Raw genomic sequence first — 15,594 nt, 5'->3', positions numbered from 1 at the left:
CTCCGCCTGCCCTCCCCTATCATTGAGGGTCTGGCCACGCTGGGAGTCTCCCGCATCGGGCCACTGGCCGCCATGCCCCGTGCGCCTCTGGCGCTGCGTTTCGGACCGGATATCGCCCGCAGGCTGGATCAGGCGTTCGGGCGTATGGGTGACCCGCAGCGTTCCGGTCGGTCGAGCGCGCATATCCGCCGCCAGCGCATCAGCGGCGTCAACTTCCATCAGCACTTGTTTGCATCTGTCGTAATAAGCGCGTCCGATATCCGTCAGGCTCTGTCTACGAGTGGTACGACTGAGCAATGTCGTACCAAGACGGGCTTCCAGAAACGCGACGTGTTTGGCGACCATCTGTGCCGACATACCCAGAGCTTCTGCCGTAGCAGCGAACGAGCCGAGATCCGCCGCGTTGACGAAAACATTCATGCTGGTCAGTCGATCCATGGATTCCCCCCTGCTGGTTGTCAGTGAAAGAGCGAATACGACATTTATCGCCGTCCAGGATATAATTACCGTGCATACAGAGGAAAAAACATGGAGAATCATCATGAAAATAGGCATTATCGGCGCAGGCTTCGTCGGTCGCACCATCGCGACATTGGCCGTTCGCTCTGGGCATCAGGTGATGGTCAGCAATTCACGTGGTCCACAAACGCTCTTCAGCCTCCGAGCTCTCACCGGCAGCGAGATTGGGACTGTCGACGAGGCGGTCCATTTCGGCGAGGTCACCGTCGTCGCAGTTCCCTTGGCCGCCTACCGCTCCGTGCCAGTCGCGCCACTGGCCGGAAAGATCGTGATCGATACCGACAACTACTATCCGGAACGAGACGGCCATATTGCCGAGCTGGACCAACATGAGACGACCACCAGTGAATTGCTGTCTGCTCATCTGCCGGACTCACGTGTCGTGAAAGCCTTCAACGCTGTCCGTATGACCGATCTTGAGCGAGATGGTCGTTATGCTGGATCGCCAGATCGTCTGGCCTTACCGCTCTGCGGGGACGACGTGCAGGCCAAGGCGATTGCCGCTCAACTTTATGAGGAGTTCGGCTTCGATACCGTGGACGCGGGACCGCTTTCCGAAGGCTGGCGTTTCGAGAACGGTACGCCAGCTTATTGTGCCAGACTGGACAAGGCTGACCTTGAAAAAGCTCTGGCCGCTGCATCACGCAAAGGTCCATAAGCTGAGGTCTGCGCGATTTAACCTCACCTGTGATGCTTTGAGTAATATAGGAGGAGTATTTCTCACCGCAACTTGGGCTCCGCGGCATAGAGAGCGAAACGCACGGCACCTGGCGTTTCCAGACCGGGCTTCAGTTCCATCGTGGGGATCTGATACTCGCCGTCATTCTGCTTCCTATAAGGGATAGGCGACGTCATCTGCAGCATGCGCATCCGTTCGCGAAGCTCATCCCCCACTGTCCTGAAACGAGTATCGTTCAGCCGGTCCATTCGATAGGCCACGAGCAGCCTTATATGGCGCGTCGACGACAAGAGCTACGCCTCCAATGCCTTCCGGGAACGCGTCTCGGCTATAGGAGTACGGTCAGCGATCCCGCCCAAGCGCAGAGACGCCGCTTTCGCCTGCCCATAATGGGCTTATCGCAACCGTCACCTGGCCTGAAACCTTTGAGTTCCAACTAAAAGAATGGCGGACGGTCGCAACTCGATACAAAAAGATCGCCGCTTCATTCCTCGCTATCCTTCACTTCGCAACCACAGATTAGATTAAAATCTAACAGAACCTAGTTCCGGACCGGCCAGTCCGATGGGATTAGTTTTTCTCCTGATGCTTTCGTCCATCGACCTTTCACGGCGGCAACGTATTCTGGGTCCTCCTCAATGTAGGCATGTTCAATGAGAATGACTTGAAGCCCTGTTTGACGCGCTGTTTCATCGAAAAGAAAACGGACGATCTGCTTCATTGCTACTTGATCGTCATCTTTCTCCATTTCTTGCAGGCGTTTTTCGTCACCACCCTTGGGGTAATAAGGGCGGCTGATCTGATCGATAACCAAAAGGCCTGGGACTGGAGCTTTAATAGTCTCAAAAAGTTTTTGAAGAGAAAAGGATAGAGCAAGATGAATTGCTAGATAGTTTTGGTCTGAGCCGATTTCTGCCATAGCGAGAACTGCACGACGAGATGGTTCCACCAGCGAGAGACTTGGAGTAGATGAGAACACCACACGTGAACCTGTCGCCGGCACTTCAGTAGGAAGATCCGTGAGCATTTCTGTCGCGAAGGCGCTGACCATGTTTTCAGCATCACGAAGACGCTCCCTGCGCGCCTGCGGATCAACTTGCTCTTTGAGATCCTCGATCCGAGATACAAGCATCGCAGTATCCGTCGACGCCACTTGGAAGTCTTTTGCCGTTGTCTCCAAGAACTGATCGATACGACCTACGACCCGAGCCCTCTCTTGAAGGATCGAACCTAAGGTCCCTAGCTCTTCACCTACGCGAACAAGTCCGCTAAGTTGCGCTTCAATCTCTCTTAGACGATTATATTTTGAGGCAATTAAACTCTCAATTTCCTCAAAATGATCGTTGAGATGTGGGCGAATTCCGTCAACCGCAAGAGCCTCTCTTGTAATAATACTCAAGGAACTACGGATTTTCTCAGCCATCGCTTGACCGACATCGTTCTGCGATTCACACACAGGGCACCGACCGTCGTCAAGCTTCATGTGGTCAACAAGCCGCAATTTGTGAGACTGAGCTGATACCGCAGTTTCGTAACCTGCTGCGTCACGTATAGTTTGTCGAAGCATTTGACGCTTTCCTCTCAGCGTCTGTAATTCGGAAACTATCGTACGTCGATCCTCCTCCAGAACAGCCCGAGCTTCCGAATCCCTCATGTCAGTTGAGGCAACTCCTCTTCCTGCAACGCCAGCTAGTTGGTCGAGAAGCACTGCGTCCGGTGCACTAGGTGAAGGCAATTCGACAACCAAGCCTATTTCTTGCGCCTGGGTCAACAAAGCCATAGAACGTTCTGTGAGGAGACTCTGACTCCGCGCCTTGGCTGCGGCCTCTCGCTCAATTTTCGTCAAAGCCGCTTCAAGTTGGCGAAGTACTCTGGCGGCCAAAACACTTGCTTGATCGACAGCACCCAGAAAATAGGGAATAGTTGCTTTAATGTCAGGAGCCTTTTTAGGGCGGTTCAAGTCATGCAGCAAAGTTTCTCTGCTGACAATCACATCTCCCGAAAGGAAGAGATAAGGCGGTATATCACGAACCGTAGCACGGCCTTTCTCAGACTTGAGAGAGATGACGGGATCTTCCGCATCTTGAATCCCGAACGCTTTTTCGATCAACGCACGTGCGACATCGCGGTTGGTCGGTCCCTCAAGGCCTGCTGATGCTGCAGGAAGCTTGAGGTGCCGACCCGTCCTTACATACATTTGGCTAGTGCCACTTCCTGCCTTCGGGATTTTTCTGCCGACGATCAGGTCTCTGCTTCCTTGCACCCAGTGAACGGCAACCGCTTCTGCATGATTTCTTACAAAAAAAGGGAGTTTACATTCTTTGGAACCAAGACAGTAGTCGATAGCGTCGATAATCGCTGATTTGCCTGTGCCTGATGCTCCTGTTATTACATTAACCTTGCCGATGTCGAATTTAAGTGTTCTACGCCTGTCCCCTATGCCGTAAAATGCAATTTCCTGAATATTCCAACGGTTCACGGCATCACTCCGAAAGCTGAAAAAATTGTTGCTGCCGATCCCGCTTTGCCCATCCATGTACCGAGACGCTCTGCCCTCTTAATCGCACGCTTCGGACTTTCTGGCAGATCAGCAATAGGTCCCGTTGACAGCTTCTGAGCACCAAGCCCGATCGTTCCATCTGCGCTCAGCAATAGCACTCTTGCACTAAGCCCGAAGCGCAAAGCTGAGGAAACGATATTCTTCGATGCATCGAGCCGAACGCCTAAATCCAAACGTACATCAGGATAGCGATTGAGCCACGCCAAAAGACCGGTAGTGACGGCCGTCTCATCAAAGGAAGTTCTTAAATCATCTGATAGAGCTAAGGGCAAGGCAAGATACGCAAGGGTTAGATTGGGTGATTTTCCTGAAGCCATTTCATATTTCCGGCAAAAACCGACTAAACCGAAAGTACAAAAAGCAGGATTAGTTTCGGCAAATATATCATAGGCGACGTTCATTTCTTGAACCCAAGAAGGGAAAAATAATCGGGATGCCAGCCCACTTGTCCATCAATCGAAAGGACGTGATATGTGCCCCTAATGTAACTGGGAGCAGTGACACTGGGCGCAATTTCCTCAATCTTATCTGGTGCACTGTAGAAGCTCCACTTTAGTAGTGCGAGGCCCTTTGTCATTTTTTCCTCACTAGCTTCACCCTCACACTCTTCGCAAATGTCACTATGTTTATAAAACCATTCCTCAACCAATCGGGCATCGTACTTCGAGATCTTTTCTTTCCAAGTAGGGTTCTCCGTGGACCAACGCGATCGAGATTCACGAGCACGCCATTCGTTCGTTACAGCCCTCTGAAGCCACGCTGAAGACCCGCCCACCAGCTTAATTTGCTTCTCGACCATGGGATGTGATTGATAGGTATTAGGAGGCACCTCTCCTGAAAAGTAATCAACAAGTATATCATGTTCGATATCGGCAACAATTTCCATATGCCGTTTCACCAACTCAAAGCGATGAATAGCCTTGTCGCGTTTTCCACAATGTGCGTGAATGACCTGCCGATTCCACCACTCTACCATAAGCTTCGCCACATGCGACTGATCTTTCTGAAGCACAGACGTAAGTGTTTTCGCCAGTTCGTCTTCAATTTCCCGAATGTTCTGTTGACCGGGCTTTAATTGAATCCTGGATATGATTTCAGTCTGTAAATCATTTGAGAGATTCAGAAATGCTTCACAGGCCGAAGCTCTTTTTGCATGAGGTAGCGGTTTAATCCCTTTCGCTTTTGCGTCTTCCCTTTCTTGAATAACTCGTTGCGCTTCATCTCGGAGGGCGGAAATCAGTCCTTCTCTACTTTCATTATTATTAATAAGAACTTGAAGATGGGAAGTTGGAGAGATATCTGCCACCGTTACGAGATGCAGGGACGTCTTAGGCAGATCCAAATCCGGAAGCACATCAATCCAAGCTTTTAATGTTTTCCATAGGTTTACACTTGCCACGGTTATCGCAGCGGGATTCTTAGAAAGCGAATGCTTAAGTTGTTCGAGGATCGTTTGGTCATTAGATTCCAGAACGACGTCGTCCAGCGTTTCTAAATAGATCACAGCGTCTTCATATGTCGCCTCGTTCCAAAGCCTTAATAGAGCGTACTGGGCCTGATAGAGGAACCCTAACGCTGAGGCATCAGCACTGTGAGCATTCTTATTGTCCAATTTTTTCTCTCAATACGTATCTTTGCTTTTTCATGAACGACTTTTATTTTTATGCCTCTTTATTCTGGCTGACGAAACAATAAAAACTTATCACGACAAGAATACCATCGGTACTAGTGGATAATGTTTATTAAAAACACATCGAAAAAAATTTTGAATAAATAGCGCTAAATTTATTCCCATCAAAATCCAACTCCAATAGGCGGGAGTCGAATCATCCCACCGCCGGCGCATGAGGTTTCGAATAATATCAACCATTGGCCCCGGAACCAAAATCAAGTTCGTCTTAAACACTGATCGGAACAGTGGTCTAGGTCAATGCTGATAATGGTAAATGGGTTACTAGATATGATACCATTGCTTTGAATCCGCCCTATAAAAATCTTTCAAATACAAGTAATTATATAAATTAAGCCCTCAATGCACATATCGCAATACCCCACCAATTTCGTTCACTGAGCGCGTTTCTGAAGCTGAACTTGGTTATGCTCGCATCGCAGACCGGCCGAGTTCATCAAGCCTAACAGCCTTAAGCCTCAATGCGCACAAGAATCTTCTGCCCTTTGATGCGCCCATGCTTCAGGGCAGAGAGGCTTGCCGGCAGGTCATCGAACGCTGAGACAATATGCTGCTGGAGGCCGATGGCACCAATCCGCACAGCGTCGAGCAACTGCGCTCCGGCTTGGCGCCACTCCCGCCAGTCCTCCGCTGTCGCATGGCCGTGCGCGCTGTTCAGTGCGACTTCATGCAGGGACAGCGCCGTCGTGAACGGCGACAGAGGCGGTGATTCCAGCCGATCCTGAATGCAGACCAGATGTCCGTTATACCCCACCAGTGGCGCCAGACCGCGTGCATACGCCCCGCTCGTCGTGTCGAATACAGCAAAGAGGCGGCGTGGCCCGAGTGCTGCGGTCAATTGCGCACGCCAGCCCTCATCCCGATAATCGAACGTACCGGCAATGCCCAACGCCAGCAGCCGTTCGCGATGAACTGGCGACGCGGTCACCCAGACGCGCCAGTTCCGACGCAATGCCAGTTGCGCCAGGATCACCGCCACCCAGTCCAGCCGTGTGCCGAGATCGGCTTCCATCCGCGTCATCAGGTCGCGGGTGAAGTCCGTCAGATCCTCCAGCCGGTCTGGAGCGCCCAGCCACCGCATACGGATGATATTCGGGATATGGGAAACTCGTGTCACTGAACGTCGGATCGTTCATCGAAATGGTGTCTGGAAGGCGCACGAAGACGATCCATGAGACATCCGGCGGCGCAGCCGGCGTCTTCCGCTCGCGGCGCATTGTCCCGGCAAAAAAATGGGCGCGACAGGACGATGGAAAAGCGGGCCGGAAGGAGAAGGAAAAGGCACGGGCAAACGTCGATAGGCCGGACGTGGACGGCACGCTCACTGCAACGCGCGACGACGCAGCCATGCCCGATGCTGCGCTTTGGTATAGGCATCGGGCTGTTGCCGTGCCTCCAGCCGATGATGCACATGCCGCCAGTAATCGGGGCTGACCTCGGTCGGGTCGATGTCCAGCGCCTCGACAGCATCAATCACTTCCAGCACACGCTGGACGCGCGGCCATGAACTCTGGTGCAGCAATACCTCGCCACCCGGCTGCACGCATGAGACGGTCTGGTAGTCTTCGCCCGAACCCACCGTGCGCACGATGTCGATGTGCGATTCAACCGTGCCATAATCGTTGGCGGCCCAACGCACGAAGGCGAACACACTGCCGGGCGCGAAGCTCAGCACACGCCGCTGACGGTCCAGAATGGTATCCGTGACCGGCCGGCCGAAGCGCAGCCAGCGTTGCAGCTGCTTCTCGATCCACGTCAGTTTGACCGTCGTGATCAGCGCGGACGGATCGTCGGTCATCGTGCCATTTCTCATCCATAATCCGCTCCTTGGACAGCACGAGTGTGGCCAGAAGGACGACGGCAACCAGCATCGTTCGTAACTACCAGTCTGTCCTTAATGCGCGGCGGCATGGCATCAGCAGGAGAGTTCCATAAGACGGCGATACAATGCCTGCCACACCCCGATCTCCCACCCTGCAGAAGCGACCAATCCCACAGCAACGATCCCTGCCACCCAATTGGTCGTCGCTTCAACCCGGTTATAAATAGCTCTCGCCTGCGACAGAGGGGTTTCAGCCAGCACACCGAATTCGTCATCAGAAAGGTAAGCATAACCTTTCTGCCGCCAAAGAGTCCGAGAGTCTGCCGCCACCTTAAGAAAAGCGCGATTGCTACGAACGGTCACCCACTGGCTGATAACGATGTGAGCGGCAGCCAGCACGAAGATCACCGCATACACCGGCTTCGCCGTCACAACCTTGGCGGCATCCATTGAGTAGCGAAACGCGATAGTCACGATCGCAACCGCAACATCACGCCAAAGTCCGGAAGTCAGATCGCGGGTCTGCTGCGTGACCTTCCCCATCTCCTCGGCAAGCGTCTTGCGCAGGTCTGAGAGGCTCTTGATCGTATCCTTGCTACCCTGCTGGACATAGGCGCGGTAGGCGAGCCCCGCGCTCTCTAAGGCGACCGGCAATTTACAACTTAGACCAAGAGCAAAGGGTTCGCCGTCGCGCCATTCCCGGGCCAGCTCATTAGTGAGCAATGTGTGACGAAGTTCAGCGTCAGGACCTTCGACGTATACCCACCGTGCCGCCTTCTGGAGAACAGCAAACGACGCCGCATCTACATCAGCTTCGCCCAGTTCTAGACGGCGGGTCGGCGTACCCGACAGAACGACCCGCACAATTCCATCAGCCTCGTAGATTTCATTCACGAGAGATCGTCGAACGGCATTGGTCGCAAAACCCCGCCAGACGACGAAAGCCCGATCAGCCCGATTAGCCTCCCCCTCAAGCAAATATGAGCCAATGTCACTTGGCGCCCTAGCACTCCCCACAATCGTCCGCGCGAACCGACGTGGACTCGGGCTCCGCCCCGCCGCCCTTGGTGGGGCCTCCCAGGCACCATCCTCCCATGGCTCAATAACAACGCCAAGTGTTCGAATTGCCTCAGTAAGACCGAGCATGCGCACTACGGAAACAGATGAAAGGTTATCCAACATAGCTAGGATACGCCGCAGTCCATTAGGTGTCGCTACGTGAACCGCATTTTCTGGACAGGCAATTTCGAGCGTAAAACGCAGCTCGGTGCCGTCAAGCTCGTCTAGATCCGCTGTGCTTAAATCGTGAACATCGTCGAGTTCATCTCGACAAGTAAGACGGCACCGGTCGCTTGCGCAGGCCACCGCCACCTCACGCCAGGCAACCAGAACCGCATGGGTTGGTCGGCCGACCGCCGTTAGCGTGCCATTAATCTCATCGACCGTTAGTCCAGTGGAGGCATCAAGTGCTGCGGCTAAGATCGATAGCATCGTCGTCGTCCACTGTGACGTGCGTCGTAGTAATCAGGATTTCAGTATCACCGGTCTCCAGTTCACGCTTAACGATCCGGCCTCGATCTTCCTCATTGAACAGGATCTGTATGCCTTCTGCCGTTTCAATACGGCGACGCGGCGTACGCGGTATTGCGGTGGGATCGACCTGAAACGTTTCTTCATCAAGTTTGGCTGTCGCCAATTTCCGACGATAGGTCCGACGCACAGGCGAATCCTCGGGAAGCACGCCAAAGACAGCATCGAAGAGCTGCTCCTGTGTTTCGGGGCCGAATTCGCGAGTGGCGCGCAGTTGCTCATTGATGCGCCGCGCCCCGCCCTTCCTGATTTCAGGATCGAGATCATCACGGTGTTTCTTCATCACATCCTTGAGGATGCGTTCGACCCTCTTCGTGAACTCCGCTGGCGTCGCAGCCCGCTTGACATGGAGAAACTTACCAAAATATTCCGAGATCCCGTCTGGCTTCGACCGGTCACGGACCATGAGCTCGCCATCCTCGGAACCAAGGCGTACGAGTGCGATCTTCTGCAGGGATTCCCGCTTAGTCGAAAATGTCTGCCGAAACTCTTCAAGAATCGCCATGCGTCTGCCTCCGGCATCAGCGATATCGTATTTTAGCACCTGATCGTTGTCGTACTTCACGAGAGCGAACAATCTTGCGCCCCCAAACGTGCTAAGAAGAAAAAGAAAAAAAACGCCATCGATCGAATTTTGTCGATGCTCATGCTGGAACGCAGCAGCAAGTGTTTCGGACGCTGCCACAAAACTCGCTTCATCCGCGCCTACTTCCCTCAGTGTCGCCATCGTCGGCGAATCCGCTCTAAAACAATAAGAGTTGCCGCCAAGCGCAGACTTGATCCGCTTCAGGAAGAACTCCGTAAATATGGGCGGGTCAAACTCAGTAAGCAGTATAGGATTCTCAAGATCGGGGCCGACCACATGGAATATCATCCGGTCGATGCGCAGGTCGTCGCGCTCAGAGTCACTTAGAAACGGCAAATTTCACCTCCTCCAGCGACACTCGCGCAAATGCCTCAACGCTGGCGGCCAAAATATACTTGTCTAAAGACAGAGTGTAATCCTCTTTCGCCCAAGTTTATCGGCATGCGGAAAACTTCATTGGAACATATAGGGAACACTGTCAATCGATAGGTGCCTTCGTTGATCGAGTGAAAGGTCCACACATGCTGTGTTTCTCACCTTGCTCAACTACCGGAGTGGGATTCGACGGGATATCTATGAGCTAATCCCACAGCCGACCCCGTACCAGCCCAGCGCTGCCTCCATCGCACGCTTAATCATATAGGAAAACAGCGACAGCCCTATGCTAATCCTCTCGGGAAATCGTCACTACCAACTCGGAGATTCCTGCTCACATTCAACCACTCACCAACTTGTGATTCCTCAATTTGCGAACAAAACACCGCCACATGTACGCCTGACTACGCCCCAGTACGCAGGAACTGATACACGCCGACAATCCATTGGAATGGCTCGATTTTTCCGGTTGCACGGCAGTTTTCAGCGCGTGATGCTGCTGTCCTCTCCAGACGGAAAGGGCAGGACGATGACGGACGAAAACCGCATATCGAACGCCGGACCGAATTCTCCGGCCAACGATAACAAACCCAGCAGCAATATCCAGTCCGCTCTTCCCGATCCGGTCATGAAGGCGCGAACGGATGCACTGATCCTCATCCTCGCCCGGATGCTGGGACGCCAGATCGCCCGCGAGGAATTCGAGCGGCGGTTGGGCCAGATCGCCAACGACAACGCCCCCCCACGGGGAGCCAGGCCGGAGCAGGAGGAATGAGATTACCCTTGAAAAAGAGGTATTATACGTATAATTTGGATATCATCATTACATCAGCAGGATGCCCCGCCCATGCCCACCGTCGGCGCCCTCGAATTCCAGCGCAAATTCGGCGAATTCCAGCATCAGGCCCAGCGTGAACCGGTCGAGATCACCCGTCACGGACGCCGCGAATATGTGCTGTTGTCCGCAGATCATTATGACTGGCTCCGCGCGGCGGCCCAGCGAAGCCACCGGACGGAGGATGTGTCCGACGTGGTGCTGGCCGCCGTGGAGCGTGCCGAGATGGACCCCGAACATGCGCATCTCGACGACTTGTTGAAATAAGGGCCGTCCGTGTCGTTTCCCGAACCCAAACCCGGCCTCGTGGTCCGTTACGATTATCTGTGGACGCATGAGGCCACGCGGGGACAGGGCCAAGGCAAGGATCGTCCCGCCTGCCTCGTCGCGGCCAGCGACAGCGTGCTGCGCCCCCGTTATGTTGTGCTTCTGCCAATCACCCACACGCCGCCTTCCGGCGATACGGTCGGGATCGAGATACCGGCGAAGGTCAAGGCGGCGATCGGACTGGATAACGTGCCAAGCTGGGTGATCGTCTCGGAGCACAACGTCGATGAATGGCCAAGCGGCGGCGTGTCGCCGGTCCCTGGCAAGGCGGGTGTTTTCGCCTACGGTTTTATTCCGCCGGGCCTGTTTACCAAGATCAAGTCGGAGTTTGTCGCCCTCGCCCGACAGAAGAAAAGCGCCGCCGTGCGTCGCTGATCGTGGAGAGCTTATAAGGATAAAGGAAATAAGGTCATGACCCGTGTCGCGCTTTATGCCCGCTATTCCTCGGACAACCAGCGGGCGGCTTCGATCGAGGACCAGTTCCGCCTCTGCGAGGAACGCGCCACGCGCGAGGGCTGGCAGGTGGTGGAGTATTACCGCGACGCGGCCATCTCCGGGGCCAGCATGATCCTGCGTCCCGGCATCCAGACCCTGCTCCGCGACGCTCAGGCCGGGCAGTTCGATGTCGTGCTGGCCGAGGCACTGGACCGCGTGTCCCGCGATCAGGCCGACGTGGCCACCCTGTTCAAGCGGCTGAAATTCGCGGGAGTAACCATCGTCACCCTGGCAGAAGGGGAAATCTCGGAACTGCATGTCGGCCTCAAGGGCACGATGAACGCCCTGTTCCTCAAAGATCTGGCGATGAAGACCCATCGCGGCCTGCGCGGCCGGGTCGAGGCGGGCAAGTCCGGCGGTGGGATCTGCTACGGCTATCGCGTCGTGCATCAGATGGACGCACGAGGCGAACTGATCCGGGGTGATCGCAAGATCGACGACGCGCAGGCAGAAATCGTCCGCCGCATCTTCCGTGAGTTCGCGTCGGGCCGGAGCGCGCTTGCCATCGCCGGCCGCCTCAACGATGAAGGCATCGCCAGCCCGACGGGCGGGAAGTGGAATAACACCACCCTACGGGGCAACGCCCTGCGCGGCACCGGCATTGTGAACAATGAGCTTTACGTCGGACGCCTTGTCTGGAACCGGCTGCGCTATCTGAAAGACCCGCAAACCGGCAAGCGCGTCTCGCGGCTGAACCCGCAATCGGAATGGATCATCACCGAGGTTCCCGAACTGCGGATCATGGATGACGATCTCTGGCAGGCCGTCCGCGACCGGCAGGCGCAGATCGCGGAGAAGAGCGTGAATATCAGCGCCGGCATCCGGGCGTCGATCAACAAGCTGAATGGCCAGCGCCGCCCGAAGTCACTCTTGTCGGGTCTGGTGTTCTGTGGCGTGTGCGGCGGCCCCTGCTCGATCCGAGGTGGTGACCGCTTCGCCTGCTCCACCCATATGGATAATCGCTCCTGCACCAACAGAACCACCATCCGCCGTCCGGAACTGGAAGACCGGGTGCTGTCGGGCCTCAAGGACCGGCTGATGACCCCCGAAGCGGCAGCGGAGGCGATGCGCGCCTATGTCGAGGAAACCAACCGCGCGAACCATGAGCGTCGCGCCAGCACGGCGGGCTGGCAGACTGAACTCACCAAATTGCGCAAGGGGCTGAAACAGATGCTCCAGGTGATCGAGGATGGCGGCTATACGCGCGGCATGGTCGAGCGCATGCGCGAGATGGAAGCCCGCGAGGATGAACTGGTCGCCCTGCTTGCCGCCCAGCCGCAGGACGTGCCGGACATCCATCCCAACGTCGCCGGAATCTTCAAAAGCAAGGTCGAGCGGCTGGCGGAAACGCTGAACCATCCCGAGGACAGGCAGGAGGCATCCGAGGCCATCCGTGCCCTGATCGAGAAGATCGTGCTTCATCCCGGCAAAGGCCGAGGCGAGATGCACGCGACGCTCCATGGCGAGCTTGGCAATCTGCTGGATTTCGCCGCGTCACGCGACCAAGGGGCCAGAAACACGAACACTCCCGGAGCCAGGGCTTCGGGAGTGTCGGTATCGGTGGTTGCGGGGGCAGGATTAGCTCTCAAATTGCAACAATCGCAAGTTGAGCGTAAAGTAGGCCTAATAAGCTGTCTTGATGGACTTTTCTCTGCATTTGCCTGATCCCTACTGAAATCAATAAGCCCTCCACTCGTAGAGTTGAGGATTTATTTATTCAGAGCCGCGTCCGCTTGGCCTTCTTTGCAGACAATGTGTACGATTATAGGAAACTGACAAGCGGATATTCTTTCCGAGTTGAGACGCGCAGTGCGTCGATATGCGCAGTCAGCACGGGAAAGCGTTAGTCTCCGAATTTTATGTCGTTATATTTTCCGATTAACGGAAGGAAATGTAGTGGGACGACGACGGATACGTCACGACAACGCTATGAGAACATACGCCATGCAAGCTACATACAGCGCTGGCGAGGCTAAGCGAAGAATATGGAACAATCTGAAGGCGGTTGACGATATGGAAGCCGGAATGCCTGACAGTCGATGATATGAATAAATTTACAGCCATATCCTCAAAAATCTGTAAGCATTCCTCTCCTTCGCTCACCTTCTTGGAAGAAAAGAAATTCGGAATTTTCTAAAATCTAAAAACCTTAGGCAATTAAATCATTTCTTTTCAATCTGTATATCAAGTATTTCTCGAGCCCTAACTTCCCGGAGTTTGGTTGCAACAGCGCTTCGTCTTGATGTGTTGTTTTGTATACCCCAATCATGACTTCCCGCATAACAATCAAGAATCCGCCCCGTAAAACTAGAAACAGAGCGCGGCGAAATACCGTTCAAATTATTACCAGTAATTTTTTTTGCCTGATATTCAGATAAAACTTTAATTCCTTCTTTTGTATACACCCATACATAAGAAGATTTTTTATCTGATGTTTTTTTCATTTTTTCAAATGACTTTTTTAATTCATCAATATCGATATTATCATCATATTTTGCTTGTATAAAAATACCTTTATCAAATCCGTCGCCATCTTCATCATGTAGAGACACCGAAAAAAATAAATCTGCACCAATCAATTTTTCGATGGATTGTGGTCCTCTGTCAGGTAAGGATTGAGCTATCACGTGAAATTTATATCCATCTATAGTTTTACCATCAAGCTTATCTTCCATTCTCTGGCATAATCTTGACGTGATTTCAGGCTCTTGTATTGCCCTAATTCCATCTCCACTATCCGAATACAGATCCTTAACTAGATCATATAGATATTTACCAATTTCTTTTTTTATTGTTTTTTTCACTTCCCCGTCCATCTCGTTTCCTTTATTATCTAAATTTGTTAACGATAAAATTTAAAAGACCAGAACGTTTACTATTTCCATGCATTGCTATTGCTTGTTGCAACCCATAATAGAGCAACACAATACAACTTACTATTCGACAAATACCCTTCTGCGGTGATATTCAAGAAATACATTCTCTTCGGGCGTCGGAGGACGACGCAAAGCCGCAGGCAATCCCAATAGTTTCTGCGCCGAACGGGAGATCAATTTCGAAATTAGCATTTTGCCATTGCTGCAAAACGAAATAAGACCTCTGTCAAAAAGAGCATCTAAATTTGCTACTAGTAACAGTCCGTTCTTAGCATTCAGTCGCTCGGAATTCGAGGACTCACTCCATGGTTTAATGTGAGATGCACGAAGTATCTGTAGTTGATCACATCCGGTGACTGCACATAGACTATCCCAGTGGTTTAGGAGTTCCGTACGAAATTTGCCTTGTCCAATACGCGCATCAATGAGTGCTTGCTTAGTAGTTTCAGAAACGCCTTTTATTCTCCTAATATCTGCAATGTCGGCATCAGAATCCGAAAATGAGGCATCGATCTCCTGCTGAATGCACGACCAAGATTGCGTTCGAAGCGATAATGGCACCGACGCCATGATGCGGACGGCTGCGCTTGAACCAATTTCAGTGTAGCTCCCAAACATGTTGAGTAACCGAGTTTTTCCAGTAATGTTTAAGGGATCAACGGTAACAGCTTCTTTTGGCCAAAAGAAATAATTTTCAGGCGACTTCCAATTCGGAATCCAATTTATATCTTTCTTCCATGAATTTTTAAATGTCCTGATGTTATGGTGATGTAAGCTTCGGACAATCTCAAGATCCCACGCATCGCGCCATTGTTGGTCTATATTAAGGCGTTGTCTTAAATGTTCTCTTTCAGCACTCCGTTTTTTTGGGATTAAACATGTAGCTTTACCAGCGACCCCTACCAATTGTTGGATGCCATCGTGGGATGCTGTCATGAAAAGAAAAATTTGTCCATCATAGTCCTCAACAGGCGCATTACCCAGAGGTTCTGTATGGAATGCTCGGAACCGAGTACCACGATCTGTAAAGCGCATGTTTGGTGAATTATTCCACTCCTCATGACCATAGCCGTGTTCCTTCGGATAACCGCTGACCGCTTTCACACCTGAGGGTTTCGTATAGCCGTTCGTATTCCAAAAAAGAGGTTTGATATAATACTTAGGCATTATTAATTACCACCACCAATAACTGGATATCACAACATTTCCTAGTTACATTTAATGAATATTTACAATGAGA

The 15,594-nt window shown here is 52.8% G+C and carries 16 protein-coding genes; 5 read left to right on the top strand and 11 right to left on the bottom strand.

Going from position 1 to position 15,594, the window contains the following annotated elements; genetic code table 11:
* On the bottom strand, positions 1 to 438 hold a 438-nt coding region (locus B7G66_RS19180), incomplete at its 3' end, for a LysR family transcriptional regulator (RefSeq protein WP_048859338.1).
* Between B7G66_RS19180 and B7G66_RS14765 the strand changes: the two genes are divergently transcribed.
* Positions 437 to 1,177: an NADPH-dependent F420 reductase gene (locus B7G66_RS14765; RefSeq protein WP_003617721.1), complete on the top strand. Its 741-nt coding sequence runs from the start codon at positions 437 to 439 to the stop codon at positions 1,175 to 1,177. The genes B7G66_RS19180 and B7G66_RS14765 overlap by 2 nt on opposite strands.
* 62 nt (positions 1,178 to 1,239) lie before the next feature.
* On the opposite strand, the gene B7G66_RS14760 is transcribed toward B7G66_RS14765, so the two are convergent.
* The 8 genes from B7G66_RS14760 to B7G66_RS14730 form a co-directional block, all read right to left on the bottom strand.
* Positions 1,240 to 1,488: a hypothetical protein gene (locus B7G66_RS14760; protein ID WP_237700326.1), complete on the bottom strand. Its 249-nt coding sequence runs from the start codon at positions 1,486 to 1,488 to the stop codon at positions 1,240 to 1,242.
* A 251-nt stretch (positions 1,489 to 1,739) separates the two neighbouring features.
* Positions 1,740 to 3,677, bottom strand: coding sequence for a DUF3732 domain-containing protein (locus B7G66_RS14755; RefSeq protein WP_040511413.1), 1,938 nt, complete (start codon positions 3,675 to 3,677; stop codon positions 1,740 to 1,742).
* Positions 3,674 to 4,159 (bottom strand): three component ABC system middle component, encoded by a 486-nt coding sequence (locus tag B7G66_RS17570; protein ID WP_003617713.1) that lies wholly within the window; start codon positions 4,157 to 4,159, stop codon positions 3,674 to 3,676. The genes B7G66_RS14755 and B7G66_RS17570 overlap by 4 nt, the downstream gene beginning before the upstream one ends.
* A complete protein-coding gene (locus B7G66_RS14750; protein ID WP_003617711.1) occupies positions 4,156 to 5,370 on the bottom strand; it encodes an ABC-three component system protein in 1,215 nt (404 codons plus the stop codon). Before B7G66_RS14750 ends, B7G66_RS17570 begins: the two co-directional genes overlap by 4 nt.
* A 529-nt stretch (positions 5,371 to 5,899) precedes the next feature.
* The gene (locus B7G66_RS14745) at positions 5,900 to 6,565 is read right to left on the bottom strand and encodes an MDR/zinc-dependent alcohol dehydrogenase-like family protein (RefSeq protein ID WP_174805765.1); all 666 of its coding nucleotides are present in this window, start codon (positions 6,563 to 6,565) and stop codon (positions 5,900 to 5,902) included.
* A gap of 204 nt (positions 6,566 to 6,769) precedes the next feature.
* Complete coding sequence (locus B7G66_RS14740; RefSeq protein ID WP_040511407.1) at positions 6,770 to 7,246, bottom strand: DUF2840 domain-containing protein; 477 nt, start codon at positions 7,244 to 7,246, stop codon at positions 6,770 to 6,772.
* A 117-nt stretch (positions 7,247 to 7,363) separates the two neighbouring features.
* Positions 7,364 to 8,164 carry a hypothetical protein gene (locus tag B7G66_RS17565; protein WP_148424808.1) on the bottom strand — a complete coding sequence of 267 codons (801 nt, stop codon included), beginning with the start codon at positions 8,162 to 8,164 and terminating at the stop codon, positions 7,364 to 7,366.
* Between the two features lie 568 nt (positions 8,165 to 8,732).
* A complete protein-coding gene (locus B7G66_RS14730) occupies positions 8,733 to 9,782 on the bottom strand; it encodes a nucleoid-associated protein (protein WP_003617704.1) in 1,050 nt (349 codons plus the stop codon).
* Positions 9,783 to 10,350: 568 nt separating this feature from the next.
* On the opposite strand from B7G66_RS14730, the gene B7G66_RS14725 reads away from it, so the two are divergent.
* The 4 genes from B7G66_RS14725 to B7G66_RS14710 all read left to right on the top strand — a co-directional run bounded on the left by B7G66_RS14725 (position 10,351) and on the right by B7G66_RS14710 (position 13,143).
* Positions 10,351 to 10,596: a hypothetical protein gene (locus B7G66_RS14725; protein WP_003617703.1), complete on the top strand. Its 246-nt coding sequence runs from the start codon at positions 10,351 to 10,353 to the stop codon at positions 10,594 to 10,596.
* Between the two features lie 72 nt (positions 10,597 to 10,668).
* Positions 10,669 to 10,923, top strand: a complete 255-nt coding sequence (locus B7G66_RS14720; RefSeq protein ID WP_003617698.1) for a type II toxin-antitoxin system prevent-host-death family antitoxin — start codon at positions 10,669 to 10,671, stop codon at positions 10,921 to 10,923.
* Between the two features lie 9 nt (positions 10,924 to 10,932).
* A complete protein-coding gene (locus B7G66_RS14715; protein WP_003617695.1) occupies positions 10,933 to 11,358 on the top strand; it encodes a hypothetical protein in 426 nt (141 codons plus the stop codon).
* A gap of 36 nt (positions 11,359 to 11,394) precedes the next feature.
* A complete protein-coding gene (locus B7G66_RS14710) occupies positions 11,395 to 13,143 on the top strand; it encodes a recombinase family protein (RefSeq protein WP_003617693.1) in 1,749 nt (582 codons plus the stop codon).
* Between the two features lie 497 nt (positions 13,144 to 13,640).
* Here B7G66_RS14710 and B7G66_RS17560 read toward each other — a convergent pair whose 3' ends face one another.
* Both B7G66_RS17560 and B7G66_RS14705 read right to left on the bottom strand, forming a co-directional pair.
* A complete protein-coding gene (locus tag B7G66_RS17560) occupies positions 13,641 to 14,294 on the bottom strand; it encodes a hypothetical protein (RefSeq protein WP_141312894.1) in 654 nt (217 codons plus the stop codon).
* A 120-nt stretch (positions 14,295 to 14,414) separates the two neighbouring features.
* On the bottom strand, positions 14,415 to 15,521 hold the full coding sequence (locus B7G66_RS14705) for an HNH endonuclease (RefSeq protein ID WP_003617690.1): 1,107 nt from the start codon (positions 15,519 to 15,521) through the stop codon (positions 14,415 to 14,417).
* Between the last annotated feature and the right edge of the window lie 73 nt (positions 15,522 to 15,594).

The sequence above is a fragment of the Novacetimonas hansenii JCM 7643 genome, assembly GCF_000964405.1.
In the GTDB taxonomy this organism is placed as follows: Bacteria; Pseudomonadota; Alphaproteobacteria; order Acetobacterales; family Acetobacteraceae; genus Novacetimonas; species Novacetimonas hansenii.
This window is presented reverse-complemented; position numbering and strand designations above follow the sequence as displayed.

Coding starts and splice junctions, on each gene's coding strand:
- B7G66_RS14765 (WP_003617721.1), top strand. CDS start 437: ATGGATTCCCCCCTGCTGGTTGTCAGTGAAAGAGCGAATACGACATTT.
- B7G66_RS17570 (WP_003617713.1), bottom strand. CDS start 4,159: ATGAACGTCGCCTATGATATATTTGCCGAAACTAATCCTGCTTTTTGT.
- B7G66_RS14740 (WP_040511407.1), bottom strand. CDS start 7,246: ATGACCGACGATCCGTCCGCGCTGATCACGACGGTCAAACTGACGTGG.
- B7G66_RS14725 (WP_003617703.1), top strand. CDS start 10,351: ATGACGGACGAAAACCGCATATCGAACGCCGGACCGAATTCTCCGGCC.
- B7G66_RS14720 (WP_003617698.1), top strand. CDS start 10,669: ATGCCCACCGTCGGCGCCCTCGAATTCCAGCGCAAATTCGGCGAATTC.
- B7G66_RS14710 (WP_003617693.1), top strand. CDS start 11,395: ATGACCCGTGTCGCGCTTTATGCCCGCTATTCCTCGGACAACCAGCGG.
- B7G66_RS17560 (WP_141312894.1), bottom strand. CDS start 14,294: ATGGACGGGGAAGTGAAAAAAACAATAAAAAAAGAAATTGGTAAATAT.
- B7G66_RS14705 (WP_003617690.1), bottom strand. CDS start 15,521: ATGCCTAAGTATTATATCAAACCTCTTTTTTGGAATACGAACGGCTAT.